We start from the raw sequence: 20,743 nt of genomic DNA on the forward strand, positions 1-20,743 counted from the left end.
GGTAACATTAAAATATCTTTATCGATTATAATCCACTCCTTTTTCTATCTACGAATAACCACCAAACGATACATTGTAAAAGCGTCAACCATATAATGAAAAGTATCGAAGATCCATTCAGTGCATATGCAAACTGCTTTACTAAAGATAATGGCTCTGTAAATAAATGAACTGCAAAAAAGCATTGGCTGTGTGCCAATGCTTTTTCATTATCTCTTTTGATTCGGTTTATGTGGTTCATTTGGAGTATGTGGTTTATTATTCTCATGACCATTTGTTGTTTTCCAACTTACCGATAACTCCGGACTTGTTTTTTCTTCACTACGCTCAAGTAATACAACTGCATTTTGAATAGTCGGTGTCCCTTTATGTGCAATCCCTTGTAACTTTGTTAAATTTCCTAATACTTTAAAGCTAAACCCACCAGCTGGTGTTTGTTTCGGAATTAAGATGCGGAACTTTTCTCCTACATTAAATTCCGTTTTTGCTTCGCCCTTTTCATTTACAAATTTCGCGCCTTCTGGTGCACCTGTTGCTTGCACTTTATATGTTCCGCTTTTCGCATTTGTTTCTACTGTATATAAACCTGTTTCAAAGAAATCATTTTTCAACACTGCTTGTTGTTCTTCTGACGGTATTACGCTCATCGTAATTTCTTGTAATTCTTCACTAGCACTTGCTTTTGCAACGATATCTTTCGTTACCTTTTCTACATTTTTATTACGGAAATCTAAATCATTAATATCAATTTGTTTTAACGCATTCCATACTGCAAGCTGCGTTGCATAATGTGCCTCTCTCCAATCAGAAACACCTAATTCTTGTGGACTCTTTTGCGGATACCCATTTAACAGTACACGGTATACATTAATATCCACTTTGCCCATTTCCGGTAAATCTTGACCGCTTGGAGATTTCAAATCTACATTTAAGCAAAAGGCAATTTTTCCATCTGCTGTTTTAATAAGCTCTGTTCGAATTGGTTTCTTCTTTGACCTACTATAACTCCAATCCATTTCATACTTTGTATGATCCATAACTTCCGCGAATGCTTTTTGAAGTGGAAATAATAAGTTCGCAAATACAAATAAAACACTCAAAAAAGCGGCCATTAGCTTGAACGATCTTTTTATATTCATGTTTACAACCCCTTATGAAATAACAAATTTTCTTCTGCTTATTATTTAGTTAGAAACTTTTTTTATGCATAAGCAAAACAAAAAAGAGTGCAAACTGTTTGCACCCCTTCTCTCCACTATAAGTTTAGAAATCAAAGTTATCAGGATCTGGACCAACGCGATGATTTTCATTTAACGCATCAATTTTCTCCATATCTTCTTTCGTTAATTCAAAATTAAATATATGAGCATTTGCAATAATGCGGTGTTCTTTCGTTGATTTCGGAATTGTTACAACTTCATTTTGAAGATCCCAACGTAAAATGATTTGAGCTGTCGTTTTATCATACTTATCAGCAATTTCTTTTAATGTTTCGTTATCTAATAATTGACCTTGCATAAGTGGTGACCATGCTTCCATTTGAATACCTTGCTCTTTACAGAACGCTTGTAATTCTTTTTGTGTTAAACGAGGGTGATATTCCACTTGGTTAATCATTGGTTTCATTTCTGCACCTGCTAATACGTCTTTCAGATGATGAATTTGGAAGTTACTTACGCCAATTGCACGCACACGTTCTTCTTTATACAGTGTTTCTAACGCTCTCCACGTATCTTTGTATTTCCCTTCTACAGGCCAATGGACAAGATATAAGTCTAAATAATCTAGCTCTAATTTTTTTAAGCTCTCTTCATATGCAGCAAGTGTCGTTTCATATCCTTGATCCGAATTCCACACTTTTGAAGTAATAAATAAATCTTCTCGAGTAATCCCGGCTTCTTTTATACCAGCGCGAATTCCTTCTCCAACTGCTTTTTCATTTCCATAAATCGCAGCTGTATCAATACTGCGGTATCCTGCTTTAATCGCCGATTTTACTGCTTCTACAAGTTCTGGTCCATCTTCTACTTTAAATACACCTAAACCGAACCAAGGCATTTCTACACCGTTATGCAATGTTGTTGTACTTTGTAAATTTTTCATTATGTTTTCTCTCCCTTATTTCACTTAATCCCTTTTTTCTAATGTCATACTCCACGCTGTTAAAATTACAGCCCCTGCTACCATGATGCCGCCTACCCAGGCCGTATGAATTAACCCTAACGAGTTCGTTACAATACCGCCCAAGTAAGCACCAAGAGCAATTCCTGCGTTAAATGCTGCAATGTTAATCGCTGATGCCACATCAACAGCACTTGGAACAAATCTCTCAGCCAAGATAACGACATACACTTGTAGCCCTGGAACATTCATAAACGCAAATAGTCCCATAAAAATAATTGTGATGAGTCCAGCGACTTTAAATGGCGCTGTAAATGTTAAAACAAATAATACAATTGCTTGAATAAAGAACATGTAAAATAATGCTCGAATCGGATTATGATTTGATAATTTCCCGCCAACCATATTCCCAATCGCAATTGCAATTCCGTACACTAACAAAATAATTGTAACGGTACTTGATTTAAATCCTGTTACTTCTTGTAATAGCGGAGATAAATACGTAAACGTTACGAATGTTCCCCCGTATCCTAATGCAGTAATAATAAATACAAGTAATAGCCTTCCATTCGTAATCAGTTTGAATTGATCGCGAAATGATACAGACGTACCTTTTTTTAAGTTAGAAGGAATTAGCATACTATTGGCGATTAAGGCAACGATTCCAATTGCCACAATTACCATAAACGATGTTCTCCAGCCAAATTGTTGACCGATAAATGTTCCAATCGGTACGCCTGTAATGGTCGCAACAGTTAAACCAGTAAACATAAATGCAATTGCACTCGCACGTTTATTCTCTGGTACAAGCGCAGCCGCAATTGTGGATCCTATCGACATAAAAACGCCGTGTGCAAACGCAGATACAACCCTTGCGATAAGCAACACAGTAAAACTTGTTGCCACTGCCGCAATTCCATTACCAATAATGAAAATAATCATAATCCACATTAATAACGCCTTTCGCGACATACTAGCTGTTAATGACGTTAATACTGGGGCACCAAACGCTACTCCTAATGCATATAAAGAAACGGTTAAACCCGCTGTTGTAACAGAAACATGTAAATCCTCTGAAATAGATGGTAATAAACCGACACTAATAAATTCGGTTGTACCAATTCCAAACGCACTAATTGCTAGTGCTAATAAAGCAAACATGCTTCTCCGATTCGTCTGTACTACCGAAGAAGATACTGTATATGAATTCAATTGAACTCCTCCTTAATACGAGAAATCCAATCATAATAGTATGAAAAAAGGCCTTTTTTCTTCTACAAAAATAATGTTACTGCTGATATATGCTATTATGAATGGCTTCACTCTTTTTTTGAAGAACGCACTTTAAAGTACGATAGGTACCAAAAAGTAACATAGGCACTTTTTAGTACCGTACTACTCATTTCCCTCTTACGTATGCTATTATGGAACATATTCAACATGATAAAAAGTACGTACTTTAAAGTGCTATAGGTACTTTTTAGTAACATTTAAATTATTTGGCTTCTTTTGTTGGAGAATTGAAATCTATATTCATCAAAGGAGATTTTTTTATATGAAGAAATATAATATTCCCGTTGAAGCGACTTTAGAGGTTATCGGCGGAAAATGGAAAGTCGTTATTCTTTGCCACTTAACGAAAGGTACAAAGAGAACGAGTGAATTAAAACGTCTCATGCCTGGTATTACACAAAAGATGTTAACACAGCAATTACGCGAATTAGAAGAAGACGGAGTTATTCAAAGAAAGGTATACAATCAAGTACCACCGAAAGTAGAATATTCTCTTACAGACTACGGTTGGTCTTTAGAATCCATTCTTGATTCCCTTTGTACTTGGGGCGAATGCCACCTTGAAAAAAGCGGTAACACATCGATGCTAATTACAGAAGGTGAACAATAAAAAAAGGAAAAAATGAACATAAATTTGTCCATTTTTTCCTTTTTTTATTTATATATACGTACCTTTCTAACCTTAACAAAATAATTTATGCGCTTTCACGCCTTGTCAGTACTACATTATACGCTTAATATCAAATAATTAGGAATCATTTTTATGTTAACATAGGTGTATATAGTATATAATATAGGATATATATTATATACACTTTCCGATAAAGGAACTTTCCATTATGCGGACAAGCCATGTATCGGACAGTTCATAAATAATAGGTAGGACATTATGGTTTTGGATTTATGATTTCAGCTTACTTGCTGGCATAAATTTAAAGGCATTTTATTGTGCTTTGTGAAACTTTGTATAAAGTTTCGCAAACGTTTACTATCTTACCTATCAAAAATAAGAGTATTGCTATCGTAAAGGAGAATTGGAGATGCCAGAAACTATGACTCAAACAAAGCCAGAACAAGAAACTGTACAAATTTCTGCTAGCCAAGGACAACTTGATGTACTTGATCAGTTGTTAAAACCTGAGGTACAAGAATCATTAACTACACTAGTAGAACAGCTTCCAAAATTAACTGAGCTTGTTAATATTTTAACTAAGTCTTATGACTTCGCTCAAACTGTTGCTACTGATGAAGTATTAAAAAGCGACACTGTTAGTGCAATCACAGAGCTTGTAGAACCTGTAAAAGATACAGTGAAAGGCATGGCTGCGACTGCTATCGAAGCGAAAGATCGTGCTGACGAAAGCAACGAAGTTATCGGCCTGTTCGGTCTATTAAAATTACTAAAAGACCCACAAGCACAAAAAATGTTCCGCTTTGTGAACGCATATCTTCAAATTAGTGCAGAACGTAACAATAAATAAGTTAACTTATAACAACAATTAGTAAAGACGGGGGATATCATACTATGTCAAAACAAATTGTCATCTTAGGCGCTGGTTATGGCGGTCTTCTTGCCGCTTTAAACGTACGTAAATATTACAGCAAATCAGAAGCACAAGTTACAGTGATTAACCAATACCCAACACACCAAATCATCACTGAACTACACCGCCTTGCAGCTGGTAACGTTGCTGAGCAAGCAATTGCAATGCCACTTACAAAGCTTTTCAAAGGTAAAGACATCGATCTTAAAATCGCAACAGTTGAGTCATTCTCAGTTGATAGCAAAGAAATTAAACTAGCTGGTGGCACTACTTTATCTTACGACGCACTTGTAGTTGCTTTAGGAAGTAAAACTGCTTACTTCGGTATTCCAGGACTAGAAGAAAACAGCATGGTATTAAAATCTGCTGCTGATGCAAACAAAATCTACAAACACGTTGAAGACCGTATTCGTGAATACGCGAAAACGAAAAACGAAGCTGATGCTACAATCGTAATCGGTGGTGGCGGATTAACTGGCGTTGAGCTAGTTGGTGAGCTTGCTGACATTATGCCTAAACTTGCAAAAAGCCACGGCGTAAATCCAAAAGAAGTTAAACTTCTTCTTGTTGAAGCAGGTCCAAAAATCCTTCCAGTATTACCAGACCACTTAATCGAACGTGCAACTACTAGCCTAGAAGCACGCGGTGTTACATTCTTAACAGGTCTTCCTGTAACAAACGTTGCTGGCAATGAAATCGACTTAAAAGACGGTCAAAAACTTGTTGCTAACACATTCGTTTGGACAGGCGGCGTACAAGGTAACCCATTAATCGGTGAATCAGGTCTTGAAGTAAACCGTGGCCGTGCAACAGTTGATGCATACCTACAATCTACTTCTCACAAAGACGTATTCGTTGCTGGAGACAGCGCTGTTGTCTTCGCTCCAGACGGACGTCCATACCCACCAACTGCACAAATCGCTTGGCAAATGGGTGAGTTAATTGGATACAACTTATACGCAGCACTAGAAGGCAAAGCATTCGAAGAGTTCGCACCTGTAAACTCTGGAACACTTGCTAGTCTAGGACGTAAAGATGCTGTTGCTACAATTGGAGCAAGCAATACTCCACTTAAAGGCTTACCAGCATCATTAATGAAAGAAGCAAGTAACGTTCGTTACTTATCACACATTAAAGGTCTATTCAGCTTAGCTTACTAATCTGAATATAAGCCCGAATCATGCCCTGCATGGTTCGGGCTATTTTTGTCCGTAATTTTCTCTAACTTATTTATTCGGCAGAAGAATATTATAACCCTTTTAATTATCTAAATTTACTGATTATTTTATGTCTAAATTGTGTATATGAAAAGATGGAAGTATTCTTCCTACTCCCATCCTTTCACACAAATTATTCTCCTAACTTCACTAAGCTGTAGTTCTTCTTCCCTTTACGAATAATAATAAATCGTCCATCAAATGAATTTTCTACAGTAACATCTGTACCCACATCCGTTACTTTTTCGCCATTCATCGAAATAGCTCCATTATTAATATCTTCACGTGCTTGTCGTCTAGATGGCTCAATTCCTAAATCGACTAGCCATTCTACGATATTTTTCGTCTCCTTTGAAGACTGGAATGTTGGCATCTCTTTAAAGCCCTGCTCAATTTCATCAGCTGTTAATGATTTAATATCTCCGCTAAATAACGCTGCTGTAATTTTCACAGCTTGCAGGAAGGCCTCTTCTCCATGAACGAATTTCGTCATTTCTTCCGCTAATACTTTTTGCGCTTCACGTCTATGAGGCTCTGTTTCTACCTTCGTTGCCAATTCATCAATGCGCTCTTTCGTTAAGAACGTAAAGTATTTCAAGTATTTCACTACATCACGGTCATCTGTATTCACCCAAAACTGGTAAAATTCAAATGGTGTTGTTTTTTCAGGATCAAGCCAAACTGCACCACCTGCTGATTTACCGAACTTCGTACCATCTGATTTCAGTAATAACGGAATCGTTAATCCGAATACTTTCGCTTCGTGCCCTTCTAACTTACGAATTAAATCTAAACCACTCGTAATATTTCCCCATTGGTCACTACCACCAATTTGCAGTTGAACATCTTCTTTCGTGTATAAATGATGGAAGTCCATCGCTTGCAAAATTTGGTACGTAAATTCTGTAAAAGAAATTCCTGTATCTAAACGACTTGCTACAATATCCTTCGCTAACATGCTATTAATGCTAAAGTTCTTCCCGTAATCACGTAAAAACTCAATAATGTTTATTTCATGTGTCCAGTCGTAGTTATTTACCATCTTCACTTCGCTATTTCCGCCAAAATCAAATAGCTTTTTCATTTGCGCTGTTAACGCATCCACATTATGCTGAACTACTTCTAACGTTTGAAGTTGACGTTCTGATTGACGTCCGCTCGGATCACCAATCGTTCCTGTTGCCCCACCAATTAAAATAACTGGATGATGGCCAGCTAACTGAAATCTCTTCATCATCATAAACGGAATTAAATGTCCAATATGCATACTATCACCTGTCGGATCAACTCCGCAGTATAGTGAAATCTTTTTCTCTTCTACTAGCTTACGTAACCCTTCTTCGTCCGTCTGTTGATTAATGGCGCCGCGCCATTCTAATTCATCAATAATATTCATCTTTTGTCATCCCCTTTATTTTTTAAAACAAAAAGTCCCTATGTCTATGACATAGGGACGATTATTCACCGTGTTACCACCCAGTTTGTATAAATAGCATAGCTACTCATACCACTCTTAGCAATAATATCGATTGCCAATCCGCTTAGCATTACCTAAGATACTCCAGAGTGTAATTCGCAAGTTTGTTTGTGCTAGGTTCCAGCAACCCCTAGCTCTCTCGTTAACAGTGACAAACTGCTACTGGGCTCTTTCAACGTATGTTATTTGTTAAATTATTAGCCATTATATTGAATTGAAAACAACTTGTCAACAATACCCAAATATTATTTTAAAATAATTCATACTTTTATACGCTTTTAATTCAAAGATTATTATAGATCTTCTCCAATAATCCTTACTTCTCGCTCTAACTTCACGCCAAATTTCTCTTCAACAGTCTTTTGTACAAAGTGAATTAAATCGATGTAATCTTGTGCTGTTCCGTTATCAACATTCACCATAAATCCAGCGTGTTTTAAAGAAACTTCCACTCCGCCAATTCGCTTACCTTGTAGTCCTGATTCTTGAATCAATTTACCAGCAAAGTTATTTGGTGGACGCTTAAATACACTACCACATGAAGGATATTCTAGAGGTTGTTTTGACTCACGTTTAAACGTTAAATCATCCATTTTTTCTTTAATTTCTTCACGCACACCTTCTTGAAGCTCAAATCTCGCTTCAAGAATAATGTAATGGTTGTTTGCAAATACACTCTTACGATATCCAAATTCAAATGCTTCTTTCGTTAAAGTACGTAACTCTCCATCACCTGTCATTACGACAGCTTCTGTTAATACAAACGATACTTCACCGCCGTATGCGCCAGCATTCATATATAAAGCTCCGCCAACTGAACCTGGAATACCACAAGCAAACTCAAGACCCGTTAAATTATGATCTAATGCAATACGTGATACATCAATAATTGCTGCACCACACTGTGCTACAATCGTCGTTCCTGTTACAGTCACATCTGTAATGTGAATTAAACTTACGGTAATCCCACGAATTCCACCATCTTTAATAATGACATTCGATCCATTTCCTAAAAACGTAACTGGAATATTATATTCGTTAGCATATTTGATAACTTCTTGAATTTCATCATAATTTGTCGGCGCAACGAACACATCTGCTTTTCCACCAACTTTAATATGCGTATGATTCTTTAACATTTCATCTTGTTTCACATGACCTTCAGGCAATACCGTACTTAAATATTTATAAACCTCTTGCATATTCATTTTACGATTCCTCTATTTCTATATTCTTTTTATCCCGTTATACGGGCCCATAATATCCCCACATACATGAACGAACCTAAAGTGGTGGATACAGTGTACCCAAAATCAATTCGAGACACCTATAAACCTCTTAATTTATAAGAGGTGCCACTCATATTAAAATATATATTGCATAATAAAGCAACCCAAATGGGCTACTAAACTTGACATGTCATCAGAAAGACAACAATTTGTAAAATATATTACTTTTTCAAAACACTATCCTTCAGTATCTTACTATACCATACGAAAATAAAGTGGTATTTTTTTGTAATCTTTTTTTATTTTCATCAATAAAAAAAGATGCTTTTACCTATGTAAAAGCATCTTTTTTATTACTTATTATAATTTACTTTTCGTTCTCTTCTTTTTCCTTATCAAACCATAATAGCTCATCGTCATCAACTTCACCATTATAATTGATTAGAATCTCTTCTCCCGCTTTTATATCTTTGTAAGCAAAGAAGTTAAACGTGTGATTCTCAAAGACAATATCATACGTTGCATTCGGATTATATGCATGATTAAATAACATGCCGTATCCTAAAAGGAATGCTGTATGATTTACCCCATACTCAAATGCGTAGTCAGCAAGTAACGTTTTCTCAATGTGTTCATGCTGTTCATTCGGATAAGAGATAACTGGTGCTGAGTGAATCAACTCACCCTTTTTAATATCACGAGTTGCAAATACCCCTCTATTAAATTCTCCATCACTAAGTTCAGAAGTCTTAACTTCGATCATATGCGTCACCTATATAATTCTTTCTTTGAAGTATTTTATTCCGCTATTTGCGGGGTTCAACTAATAATCAGTAGCGTATTGCCCCACTAATTAAAGTCTCAGTTTATCTCCTTAAGCTTGGCAGAAAACGCGCAGAAAAGCAATTAAATTACTATCAAGTATTCATTTAAATGAAAAAAGAGCACACATAGTGTGCCCTTTTTAAGAGATATTACTTTTCTAAAATATTTTCTAGCAACTTCACTTGCTCGCTAACAGTATGCAACGTCTTCACCGATATATCATTTCGATGTTTTTCTTCTTCCACACTTGCCAACACTTCTTCCGTAGCCGCAGAAGTTTGCTGAATTACATTAGAAGCATGTGTAACATCCTTTACGATATTTGTCGTTTTAACCTGCAAGTTTTCTTGATGACCAACAATCTCTCTCATTACATCATTAATTGCATCAATAAACTTTCCTAAATCCGTTACATTTGTTAAAACACTTGCTAGCATTTCATTACATTCTTCTTGTACTTTTTCTGATTTTTCTACCTGTACTTCCACTTTACTTGCCTGATTACTAAACTCCTTCAAAATACCTTGAATTCTCCCCGCAGAGCGATTTGATTCTTCGGCAAGCTTTAATACTTCATTCGCTACAATAGCAAATCCTTTTCCATGCTCGCCTGCTCTTGCCGCTTCAATATTTGCATTTAAAGCTAGCAAACTCGTCTGACTTGAGATATTCGTTATTACATCTACAATTTCGTTGATTTGCTTCGACTGCATCATTAAATCTCTAAATATAATTCCTGATTGTGAAACAACATCATTTAAACTTCTCATATTCGCTTCAAAATTTCGTAAAGTATGTACACTACCCTTTGAAATCTCTAAACTTTCATCAACACGAGTCGATGCATTTCTTACTTGCGAAATGATTTGTTCAATATTCCCTTCCATATCGTTCAATACTTCTACTGAACGTGCCATCATCTCTGATTGTGATTGAGTGCCAACTGCCACCTCTTCAAAAGCAAAATTAATTTCACTCATCGACTCCATCGATGTATTCATATTTTCTCTTAAGTGATTGAAATTATTATCTAGTTTCCCAACCGTTTCCTCAATCAGTCTTTGCGTTTCTTCTAGCTCCTGAGCTTTCCTCATTACTTCTTGCTTCTCATCACTTAAACGAGCTAACAAATTAGAGCCAATCTTCGTTACGCCCCACATTGCAATCGTTACGATCGCTAACAAGCTTGCGAAGTTTGCAGCTTCAGATGCCGCTGTATAAGCAAAAAATTGCTCCGGCCAATAACTACAAAGAATAAATGTGATAATAACCGCCACTCCGCCGAGAATGATAACGAGACGTTCACTTAAATAAATAAGTGAAACTGCTAATGTAAAGTAGACCATTTGAAATACAGCCGGACTTTCATTAAAAGCTTGTACCATAATGAAAGACATAATAAGCAACATAAATGTCATGATATATTTATACATCGCTTCCATGCTTTCTATAAAAGTAAACAGCGTTCCAAATACAACAACTGAAATACCACAAACCCAAAACGCTATTGCTCTCTCTGTAAAAATATATCCGTAATACCCAATCGCGATTATTCCAAGAAAGAAACTACAAATCGTAATGAACAGCAATAAATGATTTTTCTGTGATTCTTTCTCCAGGTTAGAAAAACAAGTTCTCTTTAACCACTCCATATATGAAGCCCCACCTTCTACTTATACATATCGATTACTTCAGCTTAAATACCGCACTTACTGGGTTATGATCGCTATTTTCAAACTTTAAATCTTTCCCTTGTACATTTACAATTTCCACATTCGGTGAAACGATAAAACCATCAATAATCGTGACAAAGTTTTCACCTTCCACATACTTCTTCACATCATCTCTCACAGTCATAACAGACGGATCTACAGCCCACTTAAAGCCACCATCAGTAAAGTCCTTTGGTAACTCCACTAACCACTCAGGACGCTCTTTCACAAACTTCGGATCACTTAACTGAGCGTTCGAAAGTAATTGATTCCAATCTCCGCCCATTATTACGTAATCACCATTTTCATAATGCTTGTTCATATATTCTTTTAAAAACTCTACTTGCTGTTTTCTAATTTTCCCGCCTTCATCATACGCAGACAAATGTAAATTTACGAGTCTCACAAACTTCCCATTATTAACAGGTATTTTATGCTCAACAATCGCTCGATCTAAATCAAACAAACGCTTTGGCCAAGGCTCCATTCCAGGAAGCTGGAACCTCTGCGCTGTTTGAACTGTATATTTAGAAAACGTACTTAATCCAGCCTCCGCATATCCCATTGGACTTGTAATTGGTACAGGGACCCATTTTGTGTCATAGTTCTTTCCGAACGACGAAGCATAATCAGGTAATCCTTTTTTCAAAAATTCATGCCCATTTACATCAAAAGATCGCATTGATTTTATATCAACTTCTTGTAATAACGTAAAATCACTATTCTCATTTTGTAAAAACGAAAGCATTTTCTTTAAATTCGTTTCCGTTTGCTCTTTACTACTTGAACCAGAACCTTTTCCACCATCCATAAAGAAGTCTTGATCCTTATCTAATCCAGCATATCCAATATTAAATGTTGTAACTTTAAATTCATTTCCAAGCGCTAACACGCGTTCCTTATTATTTTCCACCTTCAAACTTATAACATTAGCTGGCTGTTCTTTTGTAAGTGTCATATACGCTAAAAAACCACCTACAACTCCCACCCCTACTAAAATACATATAAGTACTATTTTTAATAATTTTTTCAAACGAACGACTCCTTTTCTAAAACTACCAATTTTACTTTTCTTTATTTTCAGTTAACTGAAGCGAATGACAGACATACGAAACATTTTATCATATCAAAAACCTTATATCACTATATTTAGTTTATAAGTATAAATTCTCTATCCTAAACCATCACATACATACAAAACAGCTCCACTTCTTCACTGGAAATTCTACGCAATTTTTAGTACACTATATGTAATAATCATAGGCGATGGAGTTCGCCATAACTGCTGCTTAGCTAACGACTCCTACCAGTATAACTACTGGTAGGAGTCTATTTTTTTGAGCAAGCTATTTAAAGAGGTGAAGAAATTGATTTATATTATCGTTGGCATAGCCGGTATATTAGGAGCCCTTTCTCGCTATTATTTAGGTCTTACTATTCATACTTCATGGAATCATTCATTTCCGCTAGCTACATTGCTCATCAACTTAATCGGCTGCTTCTTATTAGCGTGGCTGACTACGTATATCGCTCGGAGAAACATCTTGCCTGCAGAAATTATCACAGGCATTGGGACTGGATTCATCGGTTCCTTTACGACGTTTTCAACATTTAGTGTAGAAACTGTGCAACTAATCCATCTTTCTGAATGGGGTACGGCTTTCTTATATGTATCATGCAGCATACTCGGTGGCCTCATTATGTCTGCTCTTGGCTATACACTAGGTGATTTCTTAATTAAGAAACATCTTACGGAAGGTGATCACTTATGATGGAAGCTTTATTAGTAGCAACAGGTGGATTTTTCGGTGCTATTACACGATTTGCAATTAGTAATTGGTTTAAAAAAAGAAATAAAACTTCCTTTCCAATTGCTACATTTCTCATTAATATAACAGGCGCGTTTTTACTCGGATATATAATTGGCAACGGAGTCACTACAGGTTGGCAATTATTATTAGGTACTGGATTTATGGGTGCCTTTACGACGTTTTCAACATTTAAACTAGAGTCCATTCAGCTCTTCAATCGTAAAAACTTTGGCATACTATTTCTATATTTAAGTGCTACTTATATTATTGGTATCCTTTTTGCATTCCTTGGAATGAAACTAGGCGGAATATAAAAAAAGAAAGCGACTCTTATCAGTCGCTTTCTTTCATAAGAAGTATGTCCCGCCATATGGAATGGAGAATAAACCCGCTGGATGCACATCGTAATGTACAATTTGCATCGGAGGCTGTGAGTACGACATATACTGCCCTTGCATCATTTGTGCAAAATATGCTTGCTGCTGCATTTGAATCGCTTGATTCACAGCATGAATTGTCCCCTGTGCTCCTGCCAAAGTAATAGCCGATCCAACTTGCCTTTCAGGATAACAATAATGATTCACCATGATTCAGCTCACTTTTTATTTTTCTTCCCTATCGTATGTTTCTATTTCATGACAAGTGTTTTATTACGCTGTCTTTTTTCGAAGCACCGAGAAAAGAGCCACACACAAAATTGCAACAATTCCAGTGAAAGTAAATAAATATGCTAACGGAATTAAGTAAAATGGCTCCACTAAAGTTCCATCTCGTTTTACTTCCGAACCAATTACATTAAACATAATGATACATAACACTCCTAAAAATATTGGACTAGAAGCTAATAAATATTTTTTCATCATATATTCTCCTTTGATTTCACAATTAATTTATCTGCATTCCTTTTTACTATTATCACTACCATCATAATAAGCCCACTAACATTCTCAGTCAATAACTATTTATTGTTTTACGATAAATAGTTATTGTTAAACACAACAAAAAAGGCTATAGACAATCATTATCTATAGCCTTTTCACTCCATTATTTCGTTCTAAAATATTGCTTCTGAAACATACACATTCTTATCGCATTATGGTAGTTACCATCAACGAAAAATTCGTCGAGAAGTTCTCCTTCTACCATAAATCCAACTTTTTTATAAACATGTACTGCTTTTTCATTCTCTTTATCAACAACTAAATAGAGTTTATGCATATTTAATACAGAAAAAGCGTAATCCATCGCTAAACGCGTCGCTTCCGCTGCATAACCATGTCCTTGATAATTCGGATCAATAATAATCTGGAATTCTGTTCTTCGATGAATATAATCAATTTCCACTAACTCAACTAATCCAACCATCTCATTATCTTTCTCTAGGATAAAACGCCGTTCACTTTGATCATGTATATGTTTATCGTATAAATCCTGCAGCTCCACAAATGCCTCATATGGCTCTTCAAACCAATACGACATAATATGTGCATTATTATTCAGTTCGTGTACAAACTTTAAATCTTCTCGTTCTAAAGGACGTAACTTCAAATCCTGACTCATTGCTATAACCTCCAAGTAAAAGAAACTTCTTCACTTAATTTCTCAATTTTTTTCAATTTCAAACGCCCTATTTACATTGTAAACTTTCAAGCAACTTGAATGTCAAGACGTAAAAAAGTAGTGCAAACTTACGTCTGCACTACTACTCTTTTCTCAAATCTCTCATATTTGATATGTATAAAGCAATGACTAAAACAAGAATGGATCCCGCATATAACAACGTCTCCATCGGTTCCTCATGAGATACGATAATTAAACGAATTAACGCCGTAATTCCGATATAAATAAAATAACGTAACGGGAAATGATAATTCGACTTAAAATACTTAATAATCAATGCGATGAACTCGAAATATAAGAAATAAACGATGATGCTCTCAACCAATTTATACGATGTATATTCCTTTGTTGAAAATATGTATTGAATAAATGTAATCGTCTCGTTAATTAAAAAGATCGATAAAACAATGGACAATATAATTAACGCTATATTCAATATCCACTGCAAAACGCTAGCTATGTAATGATCGATATTAAACTTCATTTCACACTCTCCTTCACGTAAATACTTATTTATTATAGCAAAATTATGATTGAAGGTGAGTTAAATCATAATGTTAATCACCTCTTTTGATTACGACATTTTCGAAATGAGAGAATAACATTCACCGTATGTAAAAGAACTTTTTTATAAATACAACCTCATATTCTGAGCGCTCAAAGCGTCGCAAATGAAATATCCGCGGAATGGGCAATCGCAAAAAAAAGCTGCTGCCTATAAAATATAGACAGCAGCTTTTTTTTGCATACTCATTTTGTAACTAATAAACAGCGATCGGCCCATAAGGACCATTAATAATCTCTATTTTTGTTTCAAAAATATCTGTCAAAAGTGTTGGGTCCATAACCTCTTCTACTGTTCCAAAAGCAGCAATTTGCCCATCTTTCATAGCACAAATTTTATCAGAGTATTTAGCTGCAAAATTTATGTCATGCATAACAGTCAAAATTGTTCTTCCGAATTCATTAGCTGCACGCCTCAAATGCTCCATCATTTGAACAGAGCGCGCAACATCAAGGTTGTTCAGAGGCTCGTCCAATAGCACATATTCAGTCTCTTGGCACAATACCATCGCTACATATGCCCTTTGTCTTTGACCACCAGAAAGCTCATCTAAATATCTATTCTCTAAACTAGTTAAATCTAAGAAATCGATATATTTAGAAATGATAACCTCATCTTCTTTAGTTAATCTTCCTTTTGAATAAGGAAAGCGCCCAAATCCAACTAGTTGTCTAACGGTAAGCCTCGTTACAAAATGATTTTCTTGTCGCAATATAGTCAAAATTTTTGCTAAGTCTTTTGATTTGGATTCAGAAACATCCATATTCGCTACTTGAATTTGGCCTTCATCCATATCTAAAAGTCTTCCAATCATCAATAGTGTCGTAGACTTTCCAGCGCCATTTGGTCCAATTAAAGAAGTAAAGCCCGCTTTTGGTATTTCAATATCCAAAGGTCCTATTTTCACCTTATCAGTATAGAACTTTTTAACATTATCGATTTTTATCATAAAGCCCTCTTCCTTAAAACTATAGTTAAGAATATGATTCCACCAAATAATTCAATAATAACTGAAACTACACCTTGAGCATGGAATACATGATACATTAAAAAGTATGCACTCGTCATTATTAAAAATCCTATAGCAAAAGCCATTGGGAAAATATATCTATGATCATAAGTTGACGCCGCCTGATAACTCAAAGTTGCTACTAAAAAGCCGTAGAACGTAAGTGGCCCAATTAGAGCTGTTGAGATAGACATTAAAATAGCTACTAACACAAGCGTATAAATTACACTAGGTTGATATTTAACCCCAAAAGAAGTAGCAACATCCTTTCCTAGTGACAAAACATTCAACTTCTTAGAATGAGCAAAAATTAATAACGCTACAATTATGATCATAGGAATTACAACAGGAAAATATGCAGGGTCTGCATGATTAACAGAACCAAATAATCTCGCTTGTAAAATATCAAATTCTGAAGGCGCAAGTAGTTTTCTCATGAAAGTTGACACAGAATTTAGCCCGGTGCCAATAATAATTCCAACTAAAAGCATAAGTTGTAAATTCCCGTATTTACCGGAAAGTAACCATCCATAAAGTATCAAACTCATGAAGACCATCACAACAACTTGAAATAAAAATGACCCAATTCCATTAAAGTTTATTAATGCACTAGCACCAAAAAAGAATATTGTACTCGTTTGAATTGCTGAATAAAGTGATTCGAAACCTAAAAGTGAAGGAGTAATAATCTTATTGCTCGTAATAGATTGGAAAGCAACTGTCGATAAGCTATGGCAAACTGCAGCAATAATCATTGCAACAATAGCTACTATCCTTCTCTTAACAACCGGGATAAAAGAAGGTGAATCTATCGGAACTGGATTGTTATAAACTAAAAGTCCATATGAAGAAAGGAGACCTAAAGCAATCAATGTTGTCAGTACAATCCAATAACGTCTTGCCTCCTTCTTAGAACGAAAAGCACTAGCTGATCTACTTTCATTATGAAGGCTAGAATCGACTTCGACATTTTCTTTATTTCTATAATCTAATGTGATCATCGCAGCCTCCTTGGTTTTCTTTGTCTCAATAGAATAGTAATAAACACGACCGCTCCCACTGTTGCAAGTATTAAAGAAACAGGGACTTCAAAAGGCTTTATAATTGTCCGAGAAATGATGTCACAGGCAGTGATTGTCCCCATTCCAATCACACAAACCCAAGGTAAATTACTTCTAAGATCATCTCCTCTAAACATGGAAACAATATTTGGCACAATTAATCCCAAGAAAGGTAAGTGTCCAATAACAGCTGCAACAATTCCAACAGCAACAGAGATAAGACCAGTCCCAAAAAGAACAATTCTATTGTAATTAACGCCAAGGCTTGTTGCGACATCTTCTCCTAGTCCAGCTAAAGTCAATCTATTAGCATACATAAAAATAAGCAAAGTAACGATAACAATCAGCCATAAATATTCATACCTTCCCACCTGAATGTTAGCAAATGAACCTACGAACCAAGTTTCAATACTTTGCGTCATTTGAAAAAGAAGTCCCAAAAAAGTAGACACTGCAGAAATAACTGCTCCAAGCATCAATCCAATAATCGGGACAATTAAAGACGAACGAAGCTTAACTCTTCTTAAAAATAGAAAGAAAATCATAGTTCCTATAAAAGAAAAAATGATTGCACCAGTCATTCTTTGAACTAAAGTCGGGGCAGGAAATAATAAATACACAAAAAGCAGGCCTAAGCCTGACCATTCAATCGTCCCCGTTGTAGTAGGTTCAACAAAGCGATTCTGTGTAATGAGTTGCATTACGAGTCCTGCCATCGCCATTGCAGCTCCAGTAAGCATTAATGCAACTGTTCTTGGAACACGAGTGATGAAAAACATCTCCATTCCGTCCTCTTGTCCACGTATATCATAAACTCCAGTAAACAGTGATATAATCCCTAAAATTATAACAACTATAACCGTTATTATAAAAGGTTTTGTCCATATTTTATTGTGATTATAAAACTGGGGTTGAGAAATATTCTCAACCCTAGAAATCATATTTTTTGACACTGTTTCGTACCCCTTTACACTACTTAGCTAAAGTTTTTGCAAGATTTCCAAATAACTCTACATAAGTCTGAATTGATTCATTTGTGTAAGTATCTTCTGGTGCATAAACAACTTGTTTTTTAGAAACAGCAGTTGTGTTTTGAAGAGCTGGTGATTTAGAAATAACATCCTTAGCAGGTGTTGACTTAGCTGCATCAGATGTTGCAGCATCACGATCTAATACGAAAAGCCAATCAGGATTCGTTTGTGCGATAGCTTCAACAGAAACGTCATCACCTTTATGACCTGCAGTAGAATTCGAAACTTCTAATGCTGGAGTCCAACCGAAAATTTCATACATAGGTCCCCAAACGCGACCAGAGTGCGGCGCAGCAAAGCCAATATTTCCACCAGTAACGATAACACTCATAACTTTATCTTTTCCGTTATAAGCAGATTTTGCTTTTTCAATAGATTTATCGAAATCAGCTACTAATTGTTTAGCTTCTTTATCTTTAGCAAAGATTTTTCCTAAAGTAGTTGTAGAATCTTTAAGTCCTTTTACTAAGTTTTCTCCAGGCTTAGTAGCCTTCTCAGAAACATCAAAATTAAGATCAATAACAGCTGCATTTGGCACTAATTTTTTGATTTCTTCGTAATGATCAGCAAATCTTTGACCAACGATTACAAGGTCAGGGTTTGCCGCTGCAATGATTTCAAGATTTGGTTCGCGGTGATTCCCGATATTTTTAACTGAATCATCCTTTTTATATGCTGAATCCGCAGGCATGATATCCTTTGGAGCAGCCGCTAATTTAATTCCCCAATCAGCTAAAGTTTCAAACGTTCTATTATCTAAAGCAACTACATTCTTTGGATTTACAGGGACTTTAACAGTTCCATGAGCATCAGTGATTTCAACCGTTTTTGGTTTATCACTACTATCACCTTTATTAGCTTTCGAAGTTTCCTTACTTGAATCTGAGCAAGCTACTAACATTAAAGTGAAAATTGCTAGAATACTTACTAATTTTAAAAGCATAGTTTTTTTCATACGTATACTCCTTATTATGTAATTTAGTTCGAAAATGATGACGTCCATAGATTGAATTAGATAGTAACTTTCATGTATCTAAATTGCTATTGATAATCATTTTCATTTGAACATCCTGTAAATAAGTATAGTCATTAATTCTGTGAAAATCTTGTGAATGGTGTGAGTTAATCAAATTAAACATAAATTAGATACAACCTCATCTAATGCGCACCAGAGTCAGTCCACACACGTGCTAATCAATAGATTGAGCACCTTATGAACCATGATTTCTACTGCAAAACAATGACCATTTCCTAATAGCAATCTTCTTTTTATAGTTTCCTTCTTTTCATATTTCACAGAAACTATTTTATTATCTTATTTTTATCATTCAACCATTGAATAGCCTCTGCCATGTATCGTTTGAATATACCTGTCTCTCTTCTCACACTTTAACTTTTTTCTTACATACCCAATATATAAGTCTACTACATTTGGATTCACTACTACGTTATATCCCCAAACTTGATTTAAAAGCATTTCACGGCTCAATATTGTATTTTTATTCTTAATTAAAAATACAAGTAAATCGTACTCGCGCTTCGTAAGCGAGAGATTTTCGCTACCTTTTTTCACAATATTGCTAGATGTATCAACAAAGAGATCTTTAAATTGAAAAAAGTTTGTCTCATTTTGCTGGATATAGTCAGTTCTCCTTAAAATAGCTTGAACCCTTGCTACTAATTCTTCTTTCACAAATGGTTTTCTAATATAATCATCTGCTCCTGCTTGTAGCCCTGCTATGCAATCCTTACTAGAAATATTGTCAGTCACAATAATGATCGGTGTCGTTTTAACAAGTCGTATTTGTCTACAAATTTCTGGTCCCGATATACTTAATGAATCCCAATCCAATATGATAATATCCCAATCTTGTTCATATGCTATATTTAAACCTTGGTTTTCATTGTGAAGTTTTAAAATGAAATGGCCCTCTTGCGTTAAACCGCTTACGATTTTTTTTGCTAAAGACCGTTCATTCTTAATTACTAACACCTGCCTCACCGATGGTTCACCTCTACTTCAATTTATCTCAAAAAAACATTTTTAAATTTATAAATATGAAACCCCTAAAAAAGGCCATTGTAACAGCTTATTAGGAGAACTCTATATAATCTTACAATAGATATGAATAGAAACACAAAGGATATGAAGATTTAAATACATATTATGTAATCATTAAAGGTAGCTATAGTATATACCTGTTTATCAGCAATAACTATTTCTTCAT

At 35.4% G+C, this 20,743-nt stretch carries 22 protein-coding genes, 1 riboswitch and 1 other annotated feature; of the genes, 5 read left to right on the forward strand and 17 right to left on the reverse strand.

Annotated elements, in window-relative coordinates; all coding sequences use genetic code 11:
* Positions 1-209: 209 nt before the first annotated feature.
* The 3 genes from ACU8YW_RS25255 to ACU8YW_RS25265 all read right to left on the reverse strand — a co-directional run bounded on the left by ACU8YW_RS25255 (position 210) and on the right by ACU8YW_RS25265 (position 3,282).
* On the reverse strand, positions 210-1,139 hold the full coding sequence (locus ACU8YW_RS25255; protein WP_088123710.1) for a thioester domain-containing protein: 930 nt from the start codon (positions 1,137-1,139) through the stop codon (positions 210-212).
* A 124-nt stretch (positions 1,140-1,263) separates the two neighbouring features.
* Entirely contained in the window at positions 1,264-2,103 is an 840-nt protein-coding gene (pgoN, locus tag ACU8YW_RS25260; protein ID WP_426934178.1) for a glyoxal/methylglyoxal reductase, read from the reverse strand.
* Positions 2,104-2,127: 24 nt separating this feature from the next.
* Positions 2,128-3,282: an MFS transporter gene (locus tag ACU8YW_RS25265; protein ID WP_176546149.1), complete on the reverse strand. Its 1,155-nt coding sequence runs from the start codon at positions 3,280-3,282 to the stop codon at positions 2,128-2,130.
* 394 nt (positions 3,283-3,676) lie between these two features.
* Between ACU8YW_RS25265 and ACU8YW_RS25270 the strand changes: the two genes are divergently transcribed.
* The 3 genes from ACU8YW_RS25270 to ACU8YW_RS25280 all read left to right on the forward strand — a co-directional run bounded on the left by ACU8YW_RS25270 (position 3,677) and on the right by ACU8YW_RS25280 (position 6,118).
* Positions 3,677-4,024, forward strand: coding sequence for a winged helix-turn-helix transcriptional regulator (locus ACU8YW_RS25270; protein WP_000760478.1), 348 nt, complete (start codon positions 3,677-3,679; stop codon positions 4,022-4,024).
* A 430-nt stretch (positions 4,025-4,454) separates the two neighbouring features.
* The gene (locus ACU8YW_RS25275) at positions 4,455-4,895 is read left to right on the forward strand and encodes a DUF1641 domain-containing protein (protein WP_001115312.1); all 441 of its coding nucleotides are present in this window, start codon (positions 4,455-4,457) and stop codon (positions 4,893-4,895) included.
* A 44-nt stretch (positions 4,896-4,939) separates the two neighbouring features.
* Positions 4,940-6,118: an NAD(P)/FAD-dependent oxidoreductase gene (locus ACU8YW_RS25280; protein WP_000043194.1), complete on the forward strand. Its 1,179-nt coding sequence runs from the start codon at positions 4,940-4,942 to the stop codon at positions 6,116-6,118.
* 190 nt (positions 6,119-6,308) lie between these two features.
* On the opposite strand, the gene tyrS is transcribed toward ACU8YW_RS25280, so the two are convergent.
* The 5 genes from tyrS to ACU8YW_RS25305 form a co-directional block, all read right to left on the reverse strand.
* Positions 6,309-7,571, reverse strand: coding sequence for a tyrosine--tRNA ligase (gene tyrS, locus ACU8YW_RS25285; protein WP_426934177.1), 1,263 nt, complete (start codon positions 7,569-7,571; stop codon positions 6,309-6,311).
* Between the two features lie 50 nt (positions 7,572-7,621).
* Positions 7,622-7,837, reverse strand: a binding site (T-box leader).
* A gap of 108 nt (positions 7,838-7,945) precedes the next feature.
* Positions 7,946-8,860: a UDP-N-acetylmuramate dehydrogenase gene (gene murB / locus ACU8YW_RS25290; RefSeq protein ID WP_048542427.1), complete on the reverse strand. Its 915-nt coding sequence runs from the start codon at positions 8,858-8,860 to the stop codon at positions 7,946-7,948.
* 388 nt (positions 8,861-9,248) lie between these two features.
* Positions 9,249-9,644 (reverse strand): SET domain-containing protein, encoded by a 396-nt coding sequence (locus ACU8YW_RS25295; protein WP_000573650.1) that lies wholly within the window; start codon positions 9,642-9,644, stop codon positions 9,249-9,251.
* Positions 9,645-9,855: 211 nt separating this feature from the next.
* A complete protein-coding gene (locus tag ACU8YW_RS25300; protein ID WP_088064774.1) occupies positions 9,856-11,358 on the reverse strand; it encodes a DUF4077 domain-containing protein in 1,503 nt (500 codons plus the stop codon).
* A gap of 34 nt (positions 11,359-11,392) precedes the next feature.
* Positions 11,393-12,451 (reverse strand): endonuclease/exonuclease/phosphatase family protein, encoded by a 1,059-nt coding sequence (locus tag ACU8YW_RS25305; RefSeq protein WP_088064775.1) that lies wholly within the window; start codon positions 12,449-12,451, stop codon positions 11,393-11,395.
* A 220-nt stretch (positions 12,452-12,671) separates the two neighbouring features.
* A riboswitch (Fluoride riboswitch) is annotated at positions 12,672-12,731 on the forward strand.
* Positions 12,732-12,785: 54 nt separating this feature from the next.
* Between ACU8YW_RS25305 and crcB (ACU8YW_RS25310) the strand changes: the two genes are divergently transcribed.
* The gene (gene crcB / locus ACU8YW_RS25310; RefSeq protein ID WP_426934202.1) at positions 12,786-13,190 is read left to right on the forward strand and encodes a fluoride efflux transporter CrcB; all 405 of its coding nucleotides are present in this window, start codon (positions 12,786-12,788) and stop codon (positions 13,188-13,190) included.
* Complete coding sequence (gene crcB, locus ACU8YW_RS25315) at positions 13,187-13,543, forward strand: fluoride efflux transporter CrcB (protein ID WP_087983007.1); 357 nt, start codon at positions 13,187-13,189, stop codon at positions 13,541-13,543. Before crcB (ACU8YW_RS25310) ends, crcB (ACU8YW_RS25315) begins: the two co-directional genes overlap by 4 nt.
* Positions 13,544-13,576: 33 nt before the next feature.
* Here the strand turns inward: crcB (ACU8YW_RS25315) and ACU8YW_RS25320 are convergent, their stop codons facing one another.
* The 9 genes from ACU8YW_RS25320 to ACU8YW_RS25360 all read right to left on the reverse strand — a co-directional run bounded on the left by ACU8YW_RS25320 (position 13,577) and on the right by ACU8YW_RS25360 (position 20,517).
* Complete coding sequence (locus ACU8YW_RS25320; RefSeq protein WP_046955610.1) at positions 13,577-13,816, reverse strand: DUF3947 family protein; 240 nt, start codon at positions 13,814-13,816, stop codon at positions 13,577-13,579.
* Positions 13,817-13,879: 63 nt separating this feature from the next.
* Complete coding sequence (locus ACU8YW_RS25325) at positions 13,880-14,092, reverse strand: DUF3955 domain-containing protein (protein ID WP_088064777.1); 213 nt, start codon at positions 14,090-14,092, stop codon at positions 13,880-13,882.
* Positions 14,093-14,273: 181 nt separating this feature from the next.
* The gene (gene speG, locus ACU8YW_RS25330) at positions 14,274-14,789 is read right to left on the reverse strand and encodes a spermidine N1-acetyltransferase (protein ID WP_088064778.1); all 516 of its coding nucleotides are present in this window, start codon (positions 14,787-14,789) and stop codon (positions 14,274-14,276) included.
* Positions 14,790-14,931: 142 nt separating this feature from the next.
* The gene (gene psiE / locus ACU8YW_RS25335) at positions 14,932-15,333 is read right to left on the reverse strand and encodes a phosphate-starvation-inducible protein PsiE (protein WP_000671178.1); all 402 of its coding nucleotides are present in this window, start codon (positions 15,331-15,333) and stop codon (positions 14,932-14,934) included.
* Between the two features lie 277 nt (positions 15,334-15,610).
* Positions 15,611-16,363, reverse strand: coding sequence for a petrobactin ABC transporter ATP-binding protein FatE (gene fatE / locus ACU8YW_RS25340; protein ID WP_000590056.1), 753 nt, complete (start codon positions 16,361-16,363; stop codon positions 15,611-15,613).
* Positions 16,360-17,424, reverse strand: coding sequence for a petrobactin ABC transporter permease FatC (fatC, locus tag ACU8YW_RS25345; RefSeq protein ID WP_087983991.1), 1,065 nt, complete (start codon positions 17,422-17,424; stop codon positions 16,360-16,362). Before fatC ends, fatE begins: the two co-directional genes overlap by 4 nt.
* On the reverse strand, positions 17,421-18,425 hold the full coding sequence (gene fatD / locus ACU8YW_RS25350) for a petrobactin ABC transporter permease FatD (RefSeq protein WP_514132809.1): 1,005 nt from the start codon (positions 18,423-18,425) through the stop codon (positions 17,421-17,423). The genes fatC and fatD overlap by 4 nt, the downstream gene beginning before the upstream one ends.
* Positions 18,426-18,456: 31 nt before the next feature.
* Entirely contained in the window at positions 18,457-19,470 is a 1,014-nt protein-coding gene (locus ACU8YW_RS25355) for a siderophore ABC transporter substrate-binding protein (protein WP_097906735.1), read from the reverse strand.
* 369 nt (positions 19,471-19,839) lie between these two features.
* Positions 19,840-20,517 carry a response regulator transcription factor gene (locus ACU8YW_RS25360; protein ID WP_087983994.1) on the reverse strand — a complete coding sequence of 226 codons (678 nt, stop codon included), beginning with the start codon at positions 20,515-20,517 and terminating at the stop codon, positions 19,840-19,842.
* Between the last annotated feature and the right edge of the window lie 226 nt (positions 20,518-20,743).

The organism is Bacillus pretiosus, from assembly GCF_052947655.1.

Coding starts and splice junctions, on each gene's coding strand:
- fatC (WP_087983991.1), bottom strand. CDS start 17,424: ATGATCACATTAGATTATAGAAATAAAGAAAATGTCGAAGTCGATTCT.
- ACU8YW_RS25355 (WP_097906735.1), bottom strand. CDS start 19,470: ATGAAAAAAACTATGCTTTTAAAATTAGTAAGTATTCTAGCAATTTTC.
- ACU8YW_RS25325 (WP_088064777.1), bottom strand. CDS start 14,092: ATGATGAAAAAATATTTATTAGCTTCTAGTCCAATATTTTTAGGAGTG.
- ACU8YW_RS25265 (WP_176546149.1), bottom strand. CDS start 3,282: ATGTTTGCTTTATTAGCACTAGCAATTAGTGCGTTTGGAATTGGTACA.
- speG (WP_088064778.1), bottom strand. CDS start 14,789: ATGAGTCAGGATTTGAAGTTACGTCCTTTAGAACGAGAAGATTTAAAG.
- fatE (WP_000590056.1), bottom strand. CDS start 16,363: ATGATAAAAATCGATAATGTTAAAAAGTTCTATACTGATAAGGTGAAA.
- ACU8YW_RS25295 (WP_000573650.1), bottom strand. CDS start 9,644: ATGATCGAAGTTAAGACTTCTGAACTTAGTGATGGAGAATTTAATAGA.
- ACU8YW_RS25255 (WP_088123710.1), bottom strand. CDS start 1,139: ATGAATATAAAAAGATCGTTCAAGCTAATGGCCGCTTTTTTGAGTGTT.
- tyrS (WP_426934177.1), bottom strand. CDS start 7,571: ATGAATATTATTGATGAATTAGAATGGCGCGGCGCCATTAATCAACAG.
- ACU8YW_RS25300 (WP_088064774.1), bottom strand. CDS start 11,358: ATGGAGTGGTTAAAGAGAACTTGTTTTTCTAACCTGGAGAAAGAATCA.
- psiE (WP_000671178.1), bottom strand. CDS start 15,333: ATGAAGTTTAATATCGATCATTACATAGCTAGCGTTTTGCAGTGGATA.
- ACU8YW_RS25280 (WP_000043194.1), top strand. CDS start 4,940: ATGTCAAAACAAATTGTCATCTTAGGCGCTGGTTATGGCGGTCTTCTT.
- fatD (WP_514132809.1), bottom strand. CDS start 18,425: ATGATTTCTAGGGTTGAGAATATTTCTCAACCCCAGTTTTATAATCAC.
- crcB (WP_087983007.1), top strand. CDS start 13,187: ATGATGGAAGCTTTATTAGTAGCAACAGGTGGATTTTTCGGTGCTATT.
- pgoN (WP_426934178.1), bottom strand. CDS start 2,103: ATGAAAAATTTACAAAGTACAACAACATTGCATAACGGTGTAGAAATG.
- ACU8YW_RS25270 (WP_000760478.1), top strand. CDS start 3,677: ATGAAGAAATATAATATTCCCGTTGAAGCGACTTTAGAGGTTATCGGC.
- ACU8YW_RS25275 (WP_001115312.1), top strand. CDS start 4,455: ATGCCAGAAACTATGACTCAAACAAAGCCAGAACAAGAAACTGTACAA.
- murB (WP_048542427.1), bottom strand. CDS start 8,860: ATGAATATGCAAGAGGTTTATAAATATTTAAGTACGGTATTGCCTGAA.
- ACU8YW_RS25320 (WP_046955610.1), bottom strand. CDS start 13,816: ATGGTGAATCATTATTGTTATCCTGAAAGGCAAGTTGGATCGGCTATT.